The following is an 18,516-nucleotide window of genomic DNA, read 5'->3' as shown; positions in this document are numbered from 1 at the left end:
TATATAGAACCATGACTGGTAGGCGAATGGTGATTTTACTTTGTGCATCTATTTCATCGTATATTTCTCAAAAATTTGAACTTTATTGCCCTCAAAAAGCGCACTTTAAGTAGTGCTGGTTAATTCGAAATCGGGAATTTTCGTATTCTCGATTTCGGGAATTTCTATGGTTTATTCAATTTATAAATTGTAACTGATTGATGTAAATGTACTTTTTATTTGGTATCGAATTTGCTTTATATCTTATGTCAATTGGATAAAGGTATTCATCATGGATAAAGTTAGGGTTGAAAGCAAAAAGCATCTGAGCGGTAAAGCGGTGGCTATAATGGCTATGCTTATTATGATAGTTGGTGTATTGGTGACACTGATGATTAATCGTTTTGATAAAACAGCGGTAGCAAGTCATGATTTATGGCGAGCAAAAGTAGCACAACAAGATTTGGCGCTAGAAGCAAAGGGGTTTGGCAATTTACAGTCAAAGCAACAGCGATTTTTGACAGCACCTTATAGTGCAGTTGTAGAGCAAATATTAATAAAGCCTGGGTCCTTAGTTACAAGAGACAGTGTGATTGTAAAGCTGAGTAACCCTGAAATTGAGCAAGCAGTGCTACAAGCAAAAATGACATATAACGCACAGAAGGCGGTTGTTGGACAACTCTTGCTTAAACAGGAGCGTGAGAAACTAGCCGATGAGCAGTTATTACAAGAACTCAAAGTCGATTTGCAGGTTGCTCTCTCACGTCTTAATGCAGAAAAAGGGTTAGCTAAACAAGGGGTTGTATCTGCGCTAGATCTACTGGACAGTCAAGCCAAAGTTGATAAATTGACATTGCGCTATCAACATTTAGAAAACAAAAAAGCGAAAGTGACGCAATTGCACTTACAGGCTGCGCAAATCGAAGAGCAAAAACTTAACGAAAAGGCGAGCTTAATGGCGCTTGCGAAATCACAAGCTCAAAGGCTTAACGTGGTTGCGGGCATTGACGGCATGCTACAAACGTTACCAATCGAAATAGGGCAAAGCTTAGCGATGGGATCTCAGATTGCCTTAGTGGGAAGTGTTGATTCATTAATCGCGTTAGTAAAAGTGCCACAAAGAGAATTGCAAGGGCTAGAAATAGGCATGTCAGCAGTGATAGATACCAGAGGAGGAAAAGCGGATGCTTTGGTAAAACGTATCGATCCTGTTGTGACAGACGGTCATGTTGAAGTAGAACTCGATTTGGTCGGTCAGTTGCCGAATAATGCGCGACCCTCACTGAATATTGCTGCGGTCATTAATTTAGGGGTAATACCGCAAACGTTGACGATACCCATTCCCGTTAATGCTAAGCCTCAAACACGGGTACAAGTTTACAAAGTCTCTGACAATGGAAAAAGTGCGACAAAAACTTGGATTGCATTGGGCCAACGAAGTGGCCAACGAATTCAATTACTTTCAGGCGCGACTCAAGGCGAAGAACTTATCTTATCAGCAATAGATCAGCATGCTGAAGATACCATCGAACTAAAATTATAAGGACTCTATCATGACAGCATCAATCGATAAAAAAGCGAGCATTTCACTCAAGCAATTAAGTAAAGTATACCTCACTGAAAGTATTGAAACACATGCATTACAAGCAATTGACTTGGATATTTACCAAGGTGAGTTTGTATCAATTTCAGGCCCTTCTGGGTGTGGTAAATCAACATTACTTTCGATTTTAGGTTTGCTTGACTCACCAAGTGATGGCCGCTATTTCATTGAAGGTGAAGCCGTTGAAGATTTGGATTTAGACCAACGGGCTGAGTATAGGAATTTAAAAATTGGTTTTGTATTTCAGTCGTTTAATCTGATCGACGAATTAAGTGTGTTTGAAAACGTAGCGCTTCCGCTGCGTTATAGGGAACCGGCAGTACAAGAAACCGATATTGATAAAGCGGTTAAGAAAGCGCTCACTCAAGTTGAAATGGCACATCGAGCAGAACATAGGCCAAATCAATTATCAGGTGGGCAACAGCAGCGTATCGCGATTGCTCGAGCACTGGTTGGTGCCCCAACGATATTGCTAGTTGATGAACCGACGGGCAACCTAGATTCTCACAATGGAGATGCGGTAATGACGTTGTTGCGTACATTGAATCGGCAGGGGACGACAATATGTATGGTGACGCATGATCCGCGTTATGCAAATTTTGCATCTAAGCAATATAACTTATTAGATGGAAAAATTGTTACCGTGCCAGCTCTCAGTGAGGCGGTATAATGAAAGTAACTTCACATATCAAGCAGGTCGTAGCTGGCTTACAAAAAGCGCCGGGGTTTACCCTCATTATGATCTTAACTTTGGCATTGACGCTCGGTGCTTTATTGGCGGCATTTAATTTAAATCAGGTGGTGTTGCTTAAGCCGCTCCCTTATAAAAATGCGGAACAGCTATATGTTTTAAAGCAAAACTTACATCAAGATGGCATTGATAATATCGGGGGGCAAAGTGAGGGCGGGCAAATCGCCATGTACCAAGCGTCTAAACAAGCGGGTTATGAATCAGCCATGCTGACGCAAAGACGTGGCCGTATTACGAGTCGAGCGGATAAACCTGTAGAAGTGGTGATGTATGTTAGTCATGAATACCTACCACTGCTCGGTGCACAGTTAGTGTTAGGGCAAAACTTTAGTGCCACGGATAAAGTAACAGACGCATTACCTGAAACCGTTATTTCTTATTCGCTATGGCAATCTGATTTTGGCGGTGCATCTAATGTCATTGGTCAAAGCTTAGATTTTAATGGCGTTAGTCTACAAATTATTGGTGTCGTCAATGATAATTTTCGAGATCCAGAGCCTTTGAGCTTTTACGGAAAAAGCCGTTTATATTTACCCATGGCGCAAGCAGGAATAAGTGAAAAAGAGTTTAGAAATGCGTCACGCAATTTAGTTACGATACAAAAAAATATCGCGAAGCAAAGTTTGTCCCCTTTGCAAGGGTTACTAGATAGAGCACTAATACAGTCAATTGAAAGTAGTGAATTTGCCGTTGATTTTAAAGATTACGAACATAGAGCTGATTTGGCGCCGTTAACTAAGGTGATCAAAGGCGATAATCCATTTATTTCGCTGATGGTATTTGCTGGCGCTTTGGTACTGTTACTTATTGCGTTTGCCAATATTGTGAATTTGTATTTGTCTCATGTGATTAAAAAGCAGAGTATGTTGGCAATTAGTGCAAGCGTGGGGGCGAAACCAAAGCATATTTTTAAGCATTTATTGGTGGAAAGTTTGATCATCGTGCTAAGCGCATCAGCCTTTGGGCTTTTATTGGCAGCATGGCTATTGGTACTGACACAATATCTGGCACAAGGGTCGATTAATCGTTTAGATGAGCTCGGTATCAATGTTATGACCGTCGGATTTGCATTGATTGTGGCATTGGTGTTGTCGGTTGTTTTAGCCTGGGTGGCGAGCAAAAGTGTTGATCATGAGCGTTTAAAACAACATTTGACGGCAAGTGGAAAGGGGACGCAAAAACAAATATCACCGGTTTTACGAAAAACCTTGGTTATATCGCAGGTTACCTTAACTGGCTTAATGTTATTTGCCACGTCAACTGTATTGCAGGCAACACTGAAGATGGCAACAAAACCACTGGGTATTAATGTAGAGAATGTGTACAGCTTACAAATTGAAACGGGTGACAATTACCCATCACGAGAAGCGAAGTTGGCGTTGATTGAACAGCTCAAGCAGCATTTTTTAGCGTTGCCACAGGTACAAGCTGCAGTAAAAAGTACCATCTCGCCAATCAGAAAAGGTGATTTCTCAAGTCCATTTATTGATTCGGAAGGGAACCGCCTCGGATTATTTGGTTTTAATACCATCGGCCTTGATTATTTCTCTGTGTTGGAGCAGCCAATTCTCTACGGCAGAAATTTAACGCAAGCAGACATTGAAGACAAAAGTAAAGTTATGTTGGTGAGTCGTTCAGTTGCAATCAATGCATTTGGTAAAGAGAATGCCGTCGGTGAGTCAATGTTCTTTTCACCTGATCAAGGCTTTGAAGTTATTGGGGTCGTGGCGGATCATTACAACGCATTCACGCAAGAAAAATACGCGGGTGTTACCTATTTTGCTATGAGTCCTATGCGTTTAAATTTAATGCTGAAAGTATCAGACAAGGCATTGTTTAATAAAACGGATATTGTGATGGAATTGGAGAAGATAGATGCTAATTTGGCTGTGCTTGAGTTTCTGGATGTTGAGCAGACAAGTCAAGATTTGGTATTCAAATACCGGTTAGCAGCTTGGTTGAGTGGGAGCTTAAGCGTGTTAGCGTTGTTACTTGCATGCGCAGGTATTTATGGGGTGGTATCTTATGGAACACAAATGCGTCGTTACGAACTGGGTGTCAGAATGGCTGTTGGCGCTAAACCAAAACGTATTACCACGTTGGTTGTCAAAGATGCGTTCATGCCGTTATTAATCGGTATACTTTTGAGTATTATATTAGGGTTAGGTTTGTATGCATTGACGAGTCAATATAGTGATGCGGTGCCGGTACCAGATGCTTTACAAGTTGGGGCGTCATTGATACTGTTGCTTGGATTTTCCTATATGGCTTGTATTATTCCAGTAAAACAAATACTTAAATCTGATCTTATATCAGCATTAAGAAATCAATAAGGATTGACTGTCGCACTAAATACGGTGCGGCATGAAAAGAACATGCAGCGGACAATATTAATAATTGATGACAAAGCGGATGTCAGGTTATCAGCAAGGTTTTTGTTGAGTAATTATGGCTATGAGATTCTAGAAGCTGACTCACCCGTGGTGGGTTTGTCAGTATTACAAGCGCAAACTGTAGACTTAGTTCTCTTGGATATGAACTTTGCATTTGATACCACGTCAGGTGAAGAAGGCTTATATTTTTTGCGTAAGCTCGATGAGTTAGTGCAGGCGCCAGCCGTAGTGGCTATGACGGCTTGGGCTAATACTGAGTTGGTTGTAAAAGCATTACATAGTGGAGCATGTGATTTCATTGAAAAGCCATGGGATAATTCAAGACTGACTCAGATAATTGAAAATGCATTAAAACTATCCGCGTTAGGGCAAAAAAATGAAGCGCTTAAACAAACAATTGCAGACAATACGCCTGATATTCATTTAATTTGTCATTCACCAGCGATGCAGCACCTTAAAGCTCAAATCGACCGTGTTGCACAAAGCCAAGCAAATATTTTATTTACTGGGGAAAATGGCACGGGTAAATCAACGTTAGCAAATTATGTACACCAAGTTTCCAATCTTTCGGGAGAGTTTGTCGAGGTGAATATGGCAGCGGTGCCAGAATCATTGTTCGAAAGTGAAATGTTTGGACACACGAAAGGGGCATTCACAGGGGCTGATAAATCACGAATAGGGCGCTTTGAATTGGCCAAAGAAGGTACTTTGTTTTTGGATGAAATTGCGGAAATGCCCGTTTCTCAACAAGCAAAGTTATTAAGGGTATTAGAAAGTGGCCACTTTGAGCCGGTTGGAAGTAGTCAGACTCAATTTGCTAAGCCAAGAATACTCAGTGCGACAAACGCTGATATTGTCATGATGGTTGCACAAAATAGGTTTCGTCAAGATCTCCTTTATCGGGTTAACACAATAACGATAGAGGTACCTAGCCTTGCTCAACGTAAAGAAGATATTCCGGCACTCGCGGAACAATTTTTACTGCGGCATCAACAAGCTCATCATAGAGATGACTTGTGTTTTTCGCCATGTGCGCTCAGGGCGCTGCAGTCACACCAATACCCCGGTAATTTACGAGAATTAAGCCATGTGGTAGAGCGTTTGGTTTTATTGAGTGTGAATACACAAATAGTGAGGGAAGATATCGACACCTTATTGATGAATAATCCGCGAGAGAATATTAGTCAAACAGGGACATTGCCATTGATGACATTGGCTGACGCTGAGCAAGCCTTATTAACGCAAGCCTTAACAAGCACGCAAGGTCAAACGTTAGAAGCCGCAGCTTTATTGGGGATCAGTAAAAGTGCAATCTATCGGCGGCTTGAGAAGTATGATATTGCAGCAAAGGACTTTATACAGTGAAATTCAGCTCTCAAGAGCAGTTGTTTAAAGTTCTATCTGTTATTAATTATTTGATATTAATACTTTTAATCCTTAGTTTTGTTTGGGTTTATACACGTGATGGGTTGTATGTTGTGACCGCGTTTATGGTGTTTACTCCTATTTATGCTGCGTTGTTTTATTCGATTTATAACCAGTTCTTTGCACCTTATCGGGCGATGCAAACCGCTTTAGATGCCATTCGCTTTTCAGATACAAGTGTTAAAACCGTGCCAATTTATCAAAGTGGTGTGGCAGCACAGTTACATCATGAATTGGAACACATCACGACGATTTTTGGACAATGGCAAAGCGAACAAAATCAACATGCATTATTAGTAAATGAATTATTACAGGCACTTGATAGCCCTATTTTGATCGTGAACCAAGACTATCGCTTGATTATGGGGAATGTGGCGTTGACACATTGGTTAGATGCTGACTGGCGTTTGAAAAAGTTAGAGATTATCACAGAGATTGGTTTCAGACGTGTTGATGAAAAGTGGTGTTTTACTAACGGCGCCATCGCGGCTGCACACCAATTACGAGGCAGTGAAATTAGTTTAAATGGTGAAAAACACCACTTGTTGTTAATTAGTAATATCAAAAGTGAGTTAAAGCAGTCGCAAACAGATGCATGGCGACAGTTGGTTAAAGTGCTAAGTCACGAAATAAAAAACTCACTCACACCCATTAAATCAATAGCACAAACACTTGAACAGTTTTCTCATGATGACACTCAAAAGCAGATGCTGTCAGTGATTGTCGAACGGAGTGTGCATCTTCAGCAATTTGTATCTAATTACAGTAGTCTTGAAAGGCAAGTAGAGCTTCGTAAGTGTAATGTCGCATTACACCCATTATTTTTAAGCGTGCGACAGCTTTATCCTCATTGTGAGATCTCGTTATTAGTGAATGTCGAACAGTGGAATTTGGATCCCATACTGATTGAACAAGTACTGATCAATTTGTTAAAAAACGCGATGGAATCTTGTGAGGCTGGAGATATCGTGCCCCATATTGCACTGCGTGCAGATCAAAATGAGTTTGGCTTGACGATTGATGTTATTGATAATGGTATCGGTTTAGGGTCTGCAGAGCATTTATTTGTACCACTGTACACCACAAAGCAACATGGGCAAGGTATCGGATTAGTGTGGTGCAGAAAAGTAATTGAACAACATGGTGGTACTTTGACATTGACCGCTCGAGAGGGCTCAGGAGCGGTCGCTACGTTGGTGCTACACGCGCATTAGCGAATTTGAAACTGTTGTTGTTCATTATTGGCATCATATTGCCACTCGTATGTCATTGGTGTGGTGTTGTTATCGTAAAACCACACCTCTGCGACGAGTTGAATGTCGCTGCGGCTGATTGTGAGTACTGTATTTAGAGGTGCACTACCTAGTGCAGTTCTGAGAACACAGTTATGTCTGTCGGCTTTAACTTGCCCTGTGAGCTTTTGACATATGTTTAAATAAGCGCGTTGGTCTTCAAGTTTTAAATCTACATCAATAAGCAAAGAAAATTTAGTTGATAAATCAAAGTCTGTATCAATGACTAAGTCTGCCATTGATGTCACGTCAGGCGTTGGCTCAGGTGTTGGTTCAGGTGTTGGTTCTGGATCTGGCGTTGTCCCCGTGCCTGGCGCTGGGTCTGGGTTTTGAACCACAGGACTTGAATTTTGATTCGGTGTAGACGCCCCATCCTCACCACCGCCACATGCACTTAAAAAACAAAGGCTAAATAGAGTTACAGTTAATTTGTTCATTATTGTGCTCCTGATGTAATTACTTTACTAAGTTGCGGTTCGCTATACCACGTAATGCTGTTTTTGCCTGCGGAGGTCGCAAATGCGGCAAATTTAGAATACGCATTGGTTATATCAATATTTTCAATAGGGTGTTGCCACGCTGAGCCAATTTCCATCGCCCAAGGTAGCCCTGAAGCAGTTTGAAAATAGGTATTTCCAGCCGGGTTAGAGGCGTCGTCACTGCCTGACACATTGTACAGCGACTGGGCAAAAGCTTCCGTTGGTGCTCTGTTTTTTAAATGCACTTCCCAGCCTCTTTTATCTACATTATTCATGAATTCACCGTGAAAGTGATCGTTACTTGCGAAGATAAATGGGTCTAATACATTCGCTGGGGAATCAGCGAGTGCTTTAGGTGCCAGTAAGGGAATTGTGACTGAAAATGTCACTTTGCTGCCATTTTGGCAGTTTGCTTCCGTTCTAAAGTACTGACATCCACTATTTTTCTGAACATAATCCCAAACATCTTCCATTACAATAATAATGGCATCTGAGCGGTTCGCCTCTAGAGGAGAGTTTTCTTGCACAACGCCATCAATGGTGAAACTAATATTGGCCTCATCGACTTCGGATCGAGCTACTCTGCGCTGTGTTGAGGCATTGATTTGATCATAAAGCCTGACAGCGAAGCCATTGTGGTAAGTTGCCCCAACGCCGACAATTTCACCTTCAATACGATACCCAACTATTGCCCCATTTTCTTTATAGCGTGTGCTTCTAAAGTGCATCACTAAATCGTTAAAGTCATAGTCCCCAGCAAAAGGCCATTTATCTTCATACGACAGGGTTACCCAGTCACTTTCACTTGGATACGCATCGCTTGCATAGGTGGTAATTTCATAATCTTCAACTTCTCCTCCTGAAACGCCACCGGTTGCACTGATGTTTGACGCTTCTGTGCCATCTGTGACGCGAAACCGTGCCCATGTATTGCCTTCTAATGTGGTTTCAGGAACAGCAATCAGCAAACTGTTATCGCCTGCATTGATGGCGACTTTATCTAGAGCAACTTCGTCAGACGAGAAAACCTGATCTTGGTTCCAGTCGACCCACGCGTACAAGTAACTATTTTGAGAGGCGGTTACAATGACTTGTGTCGTTTGCCCGCCAACAAAATCAGTAACAAAAGCAACGCCATCATCAGAGTTATCAATAGGTTCAGCCGCTAAATCAGCTGCAGTATTTATGTTTTCACCATCCACGCTGGCACCCAAGTAAACAAGGTTTTGGCCATCATCATTTGGGTCATATAAGTGACGGGGTCCACTGTCGGCAAGCGTGGTAGCATAGCCATTGGGGGCATCTCCAAAGTCGATTGAATTATCAGTTACTTTTACTTCAGCAATAGCGCAGCGAGCACCGTCATTTTGTGATGACTTAGGACCACTGGTAAACACCGCCGCGGTTGGTGTGTATCCAACAACTGGACTCGTAGATAAATCTATCTTATGAATTTTACCGCTTTTGTTGTTACTCGCATAAAACTGCCCGTTCACATCAAAGTATGCTGCGCCGAACGCACCACTGTCACCTGACGTGTCTAATTGGGTTATAAGCGTGGTGGTTGCATTATCGACGTTTATTTCATGTAAGTTGCCGTTTGATTCCATCGCATACAGTAGATTACTATTTGGATGAAATGCAAAATCAAAGATATTGAGGTTCCAGTTTTCACTATCAGTGTAGTGTATAGAATTAATGGTCTGAGTTAAGTCGTCATTAAGTGGAATTTTATATAATCCAAACTTAGGAGTATAAACGAAATAAAAGGCTTCTTGGCTGGCACCTGTACCCGTGACTTGAATATCACCGACGTAAAAATTGGTATCCGGTAGTCCAGTTACATCAAGTTCGGTCATATTATAATCATCACCAATTTGCACAACGCTTCCTGGTGATTGCTTACTATATCCATACATATATTGATCTTTATAATTAAACCCAACAGCGTTGACGCTTGAAGTATTGGCTGCGCCTTCACGTGTTAGGCTGGCTGCGATGGTGGTGGCTTTTGCTGAAACTAAGTCAATACCATAGAGTTTTGCGACAGAGTCTTGCATTAAAAACGCTTTACTCGGACAGTTTTCGAATGGGCCAGCAAACACACTCCCAGAAGAGCATAATATACACAAGGACGCGATAGACGTTAATTTCATAATGAGGAACCAATTTAAAAGGTAGATATATTATTGAAAGCATGAGCTGTTCCAATATTTAATTTATTGATATTTAAGAATTTAAATTGCTTTTTTGTGCTGAACTTTTGCATCTTGCAATTATTTGTTTGCAATTTGCGAGTGAAATTCAATTTTCTGATTGGTCGTAATCCGTTATTATGTGACTTTTTTAAGCTGTGATGAGGTATGAAGTGGAATTAACAACCTGGTTAAGTTTGGCGTTTATTTGTATGGTTGGAGCGATGTCGCCAGGGCCGAGTTTAGCCGTCGTTTTACGTCATTCTCTCTATAACAGTGCTACACATGGTATTGTGGCAAGTGTGAGCCATGGTTTAGGTGTTGGACTTTATGCTGGACTATCGTTAGCTGGATTAGCCAGCTTGATCAATCATTTCCCTATAGTATATCAAGCGCTTGTTTATGGTGGTGCCGGGTATTTGGCTTATATGGGGCTGCGTATATTGATGAATAAATCCTCCGGTATAAACGTATCTGAACAAGGGGGAATAAACACGTTCAAGCAAGCTGCACAAGATGGTTTTGCCATTGCGTTTTTAAATCCAAAGTTAGCGATATTTTTTGTCGCACTGTTTTCTCAGTTTATAGATCCGCAAGCAATGACCATCCAAGTGGCCTTGATCATGTGTGCAACTGTGTTACTAATTGACACGGCCTGGTATTTTGTTGTTTCGGTGGGGGCAGCTAAAGCCAGAGATAAATTTGACTTGACGAAAAAGCAGTCGTCCATTGATAAGATCTTAGGAGTTGCTTTCTTATTGTTAGCATTGCGAGTGGTCATCGAGCAATTTGTATAGTTGCGAACTTATTCAGGATGCACTTGATTGTAATACTCGAAAATTTCTTGCTTTAAGTGTATTAGCCCATCATGTATGTTCATTATCTCAAGCGCGATAGCGGTGTCGTTAATGACCCGATTACTGGTAACATCAAATTTAGCTATATTTCCTTGAGATAAAATGAGTGTGACTTTGCTGTTATCCAAGTATTCGGCCAACTTAGTCGCGTTATATGGGAAGGTACGTATAACAAGACCAGATAAAGACAAAGAAAGGACTTTAAATGAGAATCCTAATTTTGTTGCCCGTAGTTGTACGCCAGTTAACTTTTCTGTTCGCCAATGCCTGTGATTTGAGTTTGTGTCAAAAATACTTGGTAGTCCGCAGCTAAAAGTGGGATTGTTTTTACCTTTCGTTTCTATATGGGCTGGAAAATACATAATTTGGGAGTTTATTTTTGCGAGTAATTGCAGATCGCTTGCTTGGGTGAGTGTTGTCATCCACTGTTGTAACTGAGCCGTCTCAATATCGGAGAGTTGAATATCTAGTTGCGCGGTACTGTCTTGTTGCAGTACCTGAGTTATAAAATTTGATTCTTCTGATGTAAGCTTCATGGCTAATATTTACCGCTAGATTGTGCACCAGAGTAAATTATGCACAATCTATACCGACAAATATTACGGCGTTAAGTCAGTATTTTTACCTTACTAAATAGCCGACGTTTGAGCGTGAGTTGTAAAAAAGTGAAGCTAATAAGTGCTTGAAAGAAAACAGTTGCAGCAGATAAAAGCCATATTGTTGTGGTTGTTATCGTTGCTTGAGAAGTAAAATATACCAGCAGTATACTGAAACTCCCCACTCTTAAAAAAGTGCTTAAGAGTGCTGGCCAAGTATTGCCAAACGCTTGAAACATCGCTGAACATGAAAACACTAAACCAGCGGGCACAAAATTAAACCCAACATAGCTTAGAAATGTCGCGGCCACAGCTATAACCTCAGGGTCATTGCTAAAAGGTGTAAAAAAGATCTCAGGCATTAAAATACACGGAATGGCCAGTAAAAACATTAGTGATGTTGTGGCAAGTGTGGTTGTTTTGTAAGTGGTGTAAACACGTTTCATTTTACCTGCGGCATAATTTTGAGCAGCAATAGCAGGTGCCGCAAATGCAATGGCCATCACAGGTAAAAATAAAGATTGCATAATGCGGATCCCAAGACCAAACCCTGCTTGTTCATCAGTGCCTAATTGACTTAGTGCCCAATAAATAATCGCCATATAGAGGAATGTTAGCATGAACTCACTCCCTGCCGGACCTCCTATTTTAAGTAATGATTTTAATGTCTTAGTGTCATTCTTTATTAAATTAGGGGCCAGTTTAAGTAGTCCTGGAGTACGCTTAATATAAAAAATAGTCATAATAAGGCCACTAATCGTCGCAATAGAGCTTGCTAGGCCTGCCCCAGCTACGTGCATACCGCTAAACAGGCCAATGCCCGTAATGAGTACTGGTGACAGCACCATATTCAGTAGCAAGGCGACCATTTGAATGACCATAAAAGGTTTTACGAGCCCAGCACCACGCATAGAGGCTGAGATAACCGTTAATATAAACTGCAATGCTAACGCTGGAATAAACCAATATAGGTAACTCAATCCGGTTACTGCAATATCATTGGTCGCAGCCAAAAGAGAAAAGTAATATGGGCCAAATAAGTAGCCTATGGCACTTAGCAGTATGGTTGAGGCTATACCGTAAAAGAGGGCATGACTATATATGGCTGCTGCATTTTTTTGGTCTTTACGCCCAATGGCATGGGCAACCAAGGTTGCGCACCCCACATTGAATACTTGTGTTAAGGCCATGACAAAAAAGAACAGATTACCAGCGGTACTCACGCCAGCCAAGGCAACATCCCCTAAATTGCCGACAAAATATAAATCAATGATGAAATATAACGTTTGAATAAATAGGCCAATGGCAATTGGCAAAGACATAGTAATAAGGTGTTTGTGAATGGGACCGCGGGTTAAGTCTTGCATTTTATGTTCTTAATAATCCATTTTAAGTACCTATTTTATCAATCGAGTTTCTCATGTCTTGATTGTAATTGCTATGAGAGTTGTATTTTGATTTCATCAATGATTATTGTGAGTTGTGTTTTTACTTCGTCAGTGGGCACTAGGCCTATATTGAGTCTGAAACAGTGATCATACCTATTGGTGTTACAAAATAAAGAACCCGACTTTATATAGATATGCTGGTGGGCAAGTTTCATGGCGAGTTGCTCAGTATTGAGTGCTGGAATAGCCAGCCACAACACCATTCCGCCACTGGGCATGTATATACTACTATTATTTGGGAGCTGTTCCTGTAAATAATGAAGGTATACATTTTTATGGGTGCACAGATGTTGATTGACGTGTTTTAAATGCTGTTGGTAGTGGCCTTTGTTGATATAGTTAGCCATGGCTAATTGCAATGGTTTATTAACGCCAAGTGTACGAACTGAAAGCTGCTTTAAGAAGGCGTCGAAAAACCGACCTGGTGCACACCAACCTAATCGAAGGCCGGCAGACAATGATTTTGAAAAGCTACCACACCAGAGCACCCAACCGGTGCGATCGTAATGTTTGATTGGCAGTGGTGTTACTTTAGTATGGCTTAGTTCGCGGAAAACATCATCTTCGATAATAGGTGTTTGGTAGGTGTGTGCTAATTCAGCTATTTTTTGTTTTTGTATATTGGTTAAGCTATGTCCTGTTGGGTTTTGATGATTTGCGCTCAGTAAGCACGCTGACACGCTATATTGACGTAGTGCATTCTCCATTTGTTCGAGGTCTAACCCATTATCAGTGCTTGGTATTTCTATTACTTGTCGATTCAAAGAGCATAACAAATCAAGCAAACCGCTGTAACACGGAGAACTTACTAAAATAACATCATTGTGGTTCGTTGTGACCGAGATAGCGTGTTGAACTGCATCTAAGCAACCATGTGTGACCAATAGATCGCTCGCTGACAGTGCAAATCCTTGATGTGTAAAGTGATTACTTAACGCATGGCGAAGCACGTATTCCCCTTCAGGGCTGGCATAGCCCCAGAGTTGATCATGATGTTTGCAGGCTTGTGTTAATGATTGACTGAGCCGTTTACTGTCAATCAGAGTGCTGTCTAACTCCGCTGTTGCAAGTGTTTGACTTAAATTCTTCAATTGGCTTTTAGGTCTTACAAATGAAGCGGGCTCGGCCTTAAATTGTGGAAATTGATAGTGCTGTTGCGTAATAGGAAGGCCCGTAACGAAATACCCTTTTTTAGGAAATGCCGTAATATAGCCCAGTGATTCAACATAGCGATAACATGCTAAGGCCGTTGTCATGCTTATTTGGTGTAAAGCACAAAACGTTCTCAGTGATGGCAGCGGCTCATCAATTGAATATGCATTGTTTTCAATATTATTAATTAGCTGTTGACCAAGCTGCTTATATTTTACTGTTTTGCTCATCTGTTATCTAAAAAAAGCCATTGTCTGTATCTGTTATCTAATATTGGTGAGCATAAACTAATGGGTATGTTTAGTCATCAATTAGGTTAAAAAATGGCATATAGCTCAGCAACACAAAAGCGCCTTCTAGAGATGCTTGAAGCACAATTCAATCAATTTCATACTGAACTTGATTGTCGAGCGGTGATATCGAATGATACAACTTTGGAACCCTTATCCCTGCCAACTCATGGCATGGGGGTTGAACAACTTTGTATGCATTTCAATGATCAGGTCGCACCTAAATTGTCGGCGAGTAATGGAGGGCGGTATTGGGGGTTTGTAACAGGTGGCGCTAACCCTACGGCGACATTAGCCGATTGGTTTGTCACGGTATTTAATCAGAATGTGTCTAAAGGAGGCGATTCGGTTGCATCGCAATTAGAGCGGCAAACAATCGACTGGCTCCGAACGTTATTTTATTTGCCTGATAGCTTTACTGGACTATTTACAACAGGGGCGACTGCGGCAAATTTATTGGGTGCGTTAACAGCTCGGCAATTTATTGGTGCGCAACAAGGGGTTGATGTTGCACAGCAAGGCATGGCTGGCTTAGATGTGATGATTTATGCCGCATCACCACATGCCAGCATGATAAAAAGCTTAGGGATGGCTGGGTTTGGTCAGCAAAATTGGCAGTGTGTAGATACGTTACAAGACACGGAGGCGATGTGCATTGATTCGTTAGCAACACATTTATCACGTTGTGATAGCCGAGGAAAAATAGTGATTGCCAGCGCAGCGACAGTAACAGGAACTGATTACGACGATTTAATCGCCATCAGTCGACTGTGCGAAGCACATGGCGCTTGGTTACATGTTGATGCGGCATTTGGTATTTTCGAACGATTAATGAATGGCCCAGAGCATAAAACCAATGGCATTGAATTCGCAGACAGTATCACTCTCGATTGTCACAAATGGTTAAATGTCCCTTACGATTGCGGGGTTTTTTTAACACGCCAACCCAATCACTTGGTCGCAACATGTCATGTTGATGCACCTTATTTAGCGAGCTCAGCGCAAAACCAAGATTATATGTCTATGGGCATTGAGAACTCGCGTAGATTCCGAGCCTTACCTGTTTGGGCTACGTTATTGTCTTATGGTAGACAAGGTATAACAGCACATATTCAAAGTAATGTTGATTTGGCGCAGGCACTGGCGAGCTGGCTGGAAAATTCACAGTATTATGTATTACTTAAGCCGTGTGAGTTAAATGTCGTGTTGTTTAAACCAGGAGATATGCATGTACTGCAAGAAGTAGGGCTGTGTTTGGATGCAATTAATCAGTCCGGGAAAGTCTTCATGACACCCGGTGTTTGGCAAGGAGAGCATATTATTCGGGCGGCATTTAGTAACTGGGAAACCACAACAGAGGATTTATTATGTGTCATTGAGCTGTTAGACAGTTTGGCAAAATAAATGAAGCGGCAAGTTATTGCCGCTTAATATCAACACACGGTTTGAATATGTCTCTGTTTAGACATCATACGCACTAGAATAAAGAGAAACCTATTGGAACGGCTTTTGCTTTCAATGGCTTAATATTGAATTAAGCGGATACAGCGTGCCATGTCATTTATACAAAACATCAATAGTAACAGTCGGCCTGATACACAGTTTTCTGCTGTCAATGAGAAGAGCCTTAATAAGCAGACACAGTTCCATGCTCAATATGAAGATGTGCAAAAGCCAAAGCAGGCTGACTCTGATTTTGCAGTGAATATATCGAGAAGCCATGGGGATGCATCTAAATTTGCAACTTTCTATTATGAAAAGATAAAAGGGCACGCAAACTCTGTCGTTGATGATTCACTTCCCGCTGATAAGTATAGTAAAGGGCTGCACCATGAAACACTTAGTCAGATTATGAAAATGCCCATTGATGTAGAAGTAGAGCGCCATGAAATGCAACAGGCACTATTGTTTAATTCTTTAGGTATTGATTTTTTGGCGTACAAAGAATTGGGTGTACGTCGTGAAATGTTGGCGTTGGCCGAAGATGATATCATGGGGGATGATCGATTGTCTGATTATGAAAAAGCATGGTTTGTTGACGCAATAAGAGGCTTTGATGCTCGCTTAGAAGAGGCGCAAAATGCATTACTTGGTGGCGTACCATCAGATGCTTTAGACGCAGATATGAACGACCCGAGTAACCCTTGGTCAATTTTGGCAAAGGCTGCTGCGTAGTCAACAGGACTTTAATCGCGCTTTAAGCTGCTGATGGTGTTTAGATCAAAAATAGTTGTCACCGTGCCGTGTGCGCAAGGTAATGACGGACAGATTTAAAATTGATTAAATAACCTCAGCTCTGGATAAGCGAATTTGCCCAATAAAGCTATTTTTCTCACTCTCGGCGTTGCTTTCATTTGTAATAGGGCGCTATTACTGCATAAAAGCGCCTTGATATTAAACAAAATATCATCATTGGATTGTACGTAAGTGTGTTTACAAAATATTTTCTATTCCAAAACCCTTATCCAAACCTGAGGTTAAATAAGATTTACAGCGTTTACTATTGATTATTGGTTGAAATTCATTACTGTATCGATTCATCCGCAGTAAAAGTAGATTGTTTTGAAACGACAGTATAAAACACAGGGCTTTACCATTGATGAGAAAGCATTAAGTGTGATATCAGAAGATGGTACTACGCGTGCGCTCCGCCCTAAAACATGCCAATTACTCATTATTTTACTTAAAAATTCAGGTCAAGTTGTCACTAAGCAGCAGCTTCTTGATGTCGTCTGGGCGAGTAGCGTCGTGGATGAACAGGTTATCTTTCAGTCGATTAAAGAAATTCGTCAATTGTTTCAAGACCATGACGTGATTAAAACATTGCCTAAGCAAGGGTATATTTGGTTACCGAATGTAAAAACCAGTCATGTAATAAGCTCCGTTATCGGCCCTCCCTACATGAGATTTGTGGTGATACTGCTTATCGCCACGGCATTTAGCTTGAGTTACTTTTGGCTCTCGTCAGCACCTAATACGTCATTTCATTCGGATATTGCAGGCTCTGTGGTGATATTACCGACCGTGAACAATATTGAAGGTAATGATCACAGTTGGGTGCGATTAGGTATGATGGACCAAGTGATCCAAAGGTTGCCTAACCATGATAAATTTGGGATCTTGCAGACAGATTATGTTTTGGAAGTATTAGCGCGAGCAAACGTGCCGTTACAAAATATAAAGCCTCATCACGTCGGCGATATATTTCAGGTCTCAGGGGCTGAGTTGTTAGTGAGTACTAAATTATCGGGCACACCTCACGATTATCAATTGAGTTATACTTTTTACTATCGAAAAGCGCAAACTAAAGGCGTGCTTTTTTCGACTGACCCGCAATTGTTAATTGACAAATTAGTGAAAGAACTAAATTTGGCGTTGGGGGTCAGTGATGAAAGTAATCACGGATATTATCATAGTGACTTTAGTGATGAGATGCTGGGTGTGGCAATTGATTTACGGTTGGAAAATAATCACCTTGCGGCAAAAGAGTTGTTAGAAGTCATCGTCCTAAAAGATCCCAATAATTTGACTGCGCAGCGTCTATTCATTGAAACGCTTTTAAATTTACAGCAATTAGCTGAGGCAACTCAACAACTGGCTATAGCACTGCCATTGGCACAACAACAGCAAGATCATTCAGAACTGACTCGATTATTATATTTTCAAGCGATAAACTTAATTCAAAGCAATAGTCCCACTGAAGCATATGGAGTTATCGCACGCGCGTTCAAACTAGCTGAAAGTTATCACGACTGGCTATTTATGGCTTACTTAACTGATTTAAAAGCTTATTTAGCTACACAAGCACAACAGTTTTCAAAAGCAGAGGCATATTACCACCGGGCAATGCACTATCATCGCGTATTAAAATGTCCTGTGGGAGAGTCTTCAACATGGGTTCGTTTAGGTTTACTTGCAAAGCAGCAAAATAACGTAGAGAAGCAGACGTTTGCATTTGAGCAAGCAAAATCCATTGCAACGCAACGAGAATTACATCAGCAGGTCGAATTAATAGAGCAAATTGGATTTAAATAAAAGTATAAATATCATATGTTT

General features: G+C 41.1%; 14 protein-coding genes. 9 read left to right on the top strand and 5 right to left on the bottom strand.

Annotation, left to right across the window (positions count from 1 at the left end):
• Positions 1-271 precede the first annotated feature (271 nt).
• From J8M01_RS07790 to J8M01_RS24335, 5 genes are read left to right on the top strand one after another with little or no spacing between them, the layout of a single operon-like run.
• Entirely contained in the window at positions 272-1,522 is a 1,251-nt protein-coding gene (locus tag J8M01_RS07790; protein ID WP_211057617.1) for an HlyD family efflux transporter periplasmic adaptor subunit, read from the top strand.
• A 10-nt stretch (positions 1,523-1,532) separates the two neighbouring features.
• Positions 1,533-2,252 carry an ABC transporter ATP-binding protein gene (locus J8M01_RS07785; protein ID WP_211052365.1) on the top strand — a complete coding sequence of 240 codons (720 nt, stop codon included), beginning with the start codon at positions 1,533-1,535 and terminating at the stop codon, positions 2,250-2,252.
• Positions 2,252-4,666 (top strand): ABC transporter permease, encoded by a 2,415-nt coding sequence (locus J8M01_RS07780; RefSeq protein ID WP_211057616.1) that lies wholly within the window; start codon positions 2,252-2,254, stop codon positions 4,664-4,666. The genes J8M01_RS07785 and J8M01_RS07780 overlap by 1 nt, the downstream gene beginning before the upstream one ends.
• A gap of 42 nt (positions 4,667-4,708) precedes the next feature.
• A complete protein-coding gene (locus J8M01_RS07775) occupies positions 4,709-6,091 on the top strand; it encodes a sigma-54 dependent transcriptional regulator (protein WP_211057615.1) in 1,383 nt (460 codons plus the stop codon).
• A complete protein-coding gene (locus J8M01_RS24335) occupies positions 6,088-7,365 on the top strand; it encodes an ATP-binding protein (RefSeq protein WP_210995267.1) in 1,278 nt (425 codons plus the stop codon). Before J8M01_RS07775 ends, J8M01_RS24335 begins: the two co-directional genes overlap by 4 nt.
• Here the strand turns inward: J8M01_RS24335 and J8M01_RS07765 are convergent.
• Both J8M01_RS07765 and J8M01_RS07760 read right to left on the bottom strand, forming a co-directional pair.
• Positions 7,362-7,880: a hypothetical protein gene (locus J8M01_RS07765; RefSeq protein ID WP_211057614.1), complete on the bottom strand. Its 519-nt coding sequence runs from the start codon at positions 7,878-7,880 to the stop codon at positions 7,362-7,364. The two genes, J8M01_RS24335 and J8M01_RS07765, sit on opposite strands and share 4 nt — an antisense overlap.
• Complete coding sequence (locus J8M01_RS07760) at positions 7,880-10,078, bottom strand: LruC domain-containing protein (RefSeq protein ID WP_211057613.1); 2,199 nt, start codon at positions 10,076-10,078, stop codon at positions 7,880-7,882. Before J8M01_RS07760 ends, J8M01_RS07765 begins: the two co-directional genes overlap by 1 nt.
• A 212-nt stretch (positions 10,079-10,290) precedes the next feature.
• Between J8M01_RS07760 and J8M01_RS07755 the strand changes: the two genes are divergently transcribed.
• Complete coding sequence (locus tag J8M01_RS07755; protein WP_211057612.1) at positions 10,291-10,914, top strand: LysE family translocator; 624 nt, start codon at positions 10,291-10,293, stop codon at positions 10,912-10,914.
• An 8-nt stretch (positions 10,915-10,922) separates the two neighbouring features.
• Here J8M01_RS07755 and J8M01_RS07750 read toward each other — a convergent pair whose 3' ends face one another.
• From J8M01_RS07750 to J8M01_RS07740, 3 genes are all read right to left on the bottom strand, one after another.
• The gene (locus J8M01_RS07750) at positions 10,923-11,510 is read right to left on the bottom strand and encodes a hypothetical protein (protein ID WP_211057611.1); all 588 of its coding nucleotides are present in this window, start codon (positions 11,508-11,510) and stop codon (positions 10,923-10,925) included.
• Positions 11,511-11,581: 71 nt separating this feature from the next.
• The gene (locus J8M01_RS07745) at positions 11,582-12,937 is read right to left on the bottom strand and encodes an MATE family efflux transporter (protein ID WP_211057610.1); all 1,356 of its coding nucleotides are present in this window, start codon (positions 12,935-12,937) and stop codon (positions 11,582-11,584) included.
• Positions 12,938-13,008: 71 nt separating this feature from the next.
• Complete coding sequence (locus J8M01_RS07740; protein WP_211057609.1) at positions 13,009-14,400, bottom strand: PLP-dependent aminotransferase family protein; 1,392 nt, start codon at positions 14,398-14,400, stop codon at positions 13,009-13,011.
• Between the two features lie 93 nt (positions 14,401-14,493).
• Between J8M01_RS07740 and J8M01_RS07735 the strand changes: the two genes are divergently transcribed.
• From J8M01_RS07735 to J8M01_RS07725, 3 genes are all read left to right on the top strand, one after another.
• On the top strand, positions 14,494-15,864 hold the full coding sequence (locus J8M01_RS07735) for a pyridoxal-dependent decarboxylase (RefSeq protein ID WP_211057608.1): 1,371 nt from the start codon (positions 14,494-14,496) through the stop codon (positions 15,862-15,864).
• 150 nt (positions 15,865-16,014) lie between these two features.
• On the top strand, positions 16,015-16,635 hold the full coding sequence (locus tag J8M01_RS07730; protein WP_211057607.1) for a hypothetical protein: 621 nt from the start codon (positions 16,015-16,017) through the stop codon (positions 16,633-16,635).
• Between the two features lie 387 nt (positions 16,636-17,022).
• Positions 17,023-18,495 (top strand): winged helix-turn-helix domain-containing protein, encoded by a 1,473-nt coding sequence (locus J8M01_RS07725; protein ID WP_211057606.1) that lies wholly within the window; start codon positions 17,023-17,025, stop codon positions 18,493-18,495.
• Positions 18,496-18,516 lie beyond the last annotated feature (21 nt).

The sequence above is a fragment of the Pseudoalteromonas sp. MMG005 genome, from assembly GCF_018101015.1.
GTDB classification, from domain to species: Bacteria; Pseudomonadota; Gammaproteobacteria; order Enterobacterales; family Alteromonadaceae; genus Pseudoalteromonas; species Pseudoalteromonas aurantia.
Note: the sequence above shows the minus strand (reverse complement) of the source record. Positions and strands in the feature narration are given on the sequence as shown.